This is a genomic window from Microbacterium sp. Bi128 (genome assembly GCF_918698205.1).
This window is the reverse complement of sequence record NZ_CAKKMM010001487.1, coordinates 1-1,213: the sequence shown is the minus strand read 5'-3', so window position 1 is coordinate 1,213 and position 1,213 is coordinate 1. Positions and strand designations below refer to the sequence as shown.

2 protein-coding genes are annotated in these 1,213 nt (G+C 72.5%); both read right to left on the bottom strand.

The genetic code is table 11. From position 1 onward, the window contains the following. Window positions 1-314 precede the first annotated feature (314 nt). Complete coding sequence (locus LQV45_RS33905) at window positions 315-656, bottom strand: DUF202 domain-containing protein (RefSeq protein WP_230012221.1); 342 nt, start codon at window positions 654-656, stop codon at window positions 315-317. Then, a complete protein-coding gene (locus LQV45_RS33900; RefSeq protein WP_230012218.1) occupies window positions 653-1,009 on the bottom strand; it encodes a YidH family protein in 357 nt (118 codons plus the stop codon). The genes LQV45_RS33905 and LQV45_RS33900 overlap by 4 nt, the downstream gene beginning before the upstream one ends. Window positions 1,010-1,213: the final 204 nt, after the last annotated feature.

Sequence of the window (1,213 nt, the reverse complement as noted above, 5' to 3'; positions counted from 1 at the left end):
CGATCAGGGTCCCCAGGGCCTCGGCGGACAGCCGGGCCACGAGCCCGGGCCGGGGCGGGACGTCGCTGGCGGCCGGTGGCTGGACGTCAACGGAGTCTGGGGCTGGCACAAGCAGGGTCATGGTCAGGATTCCTTTGCTGGCGGCGCGCCCAGGGGCTGCAGTTGCGGCGTCGCTGGACCGCCGCCGGGTTCGTGGTCCGGGGCGGCCTCGGCCGCCTGGGAGAATGGGTCCGCCAGCAGTCTGCCAGCGCAATCTGGATGTTGGCTGGATTCCGGCTGGGTGCCCGTTCCGGGCCGCGACTCAGTGCCTCAGTTCAGTGCCCGAGGGCCACCGCGGCTACGGCGCTGGCGGCGAGGACCACGACGGCGGCGGCGGCCCAGCGTAGCAGCGTCGCCGGCGGCGCAGCGTTGGACCGCCGGAGCTCGCGCCCGCGGACCAGCACGCACACGCCCAGGACCAGCGTCGCGGCCATGGCGGCCAGCGCGCAGATGCCAAGGAAATCAACGGGACCTACAACGCCGCCCCGGGATCCTGCGAGCGCCCAGCTGCGCCAGACCAGCAGGTCCGCCACGATGAGGGCCAGCAACGTCCGGCGCCAGGCCAGGGAGGTCCGCTCGGGCTGCAGCCCGGGGTCCCTGGCCGCAGCTGGCCTCACCGCGCCACCAGGATCAGGACCGCGAACACCAGGGCCGCAGCCGCGACGCCGATGGTCATCACCAGCATCACTCCGGAGAACGGCAGCTCCCTGTTGTTCCGCATGGCAGCCTCCATGAGCCCCCACCGGTGGTAGGACAGAACGGCCAGGCCAGCGCCCAGGAACGCGAGGATGACGCACAACACGATCCGCACGGGTCCCGGCGCGATCTCCGGGGCCAGCTGGTCGATCGCAAGGGCTCCGGCAATCAGGGCCAGGGACGTGCGGATCCAGGCCAGGAACGTCCGCTCGTTGGCCAGGGAGAACCTGTAGTCGGGGGTGGTCCCGGTCTTCCGCCACGCTGGTTCGCGCATTCGTTTCCTCCGCTGCCCGGCGGTACGGCGCCGGCGGTTGCCTCGTCTGACCGCTGGACGGGTCCTACCAGCACCCTACCGGCCTTCCGCATCTGCCGCCGCCCGGCCCCCAGGCGGCGGCGCTAAGTCCCCGGCGGCCGGCGGCATTCCGGGGTGCGGTGCAGCGCCGGGTAAATTTGAGGGCATGAGCACCGAGCCCGGGAC

Coding starts and splice junctions, on each gene's coding strand:
- LQV45_RS33900 (WP_230012218.1), bottom strand. CDS start 1,009: ATGCGCGAACCAGCGTGGCGGAAGACCGGGACCACCCCCGACTACAGG.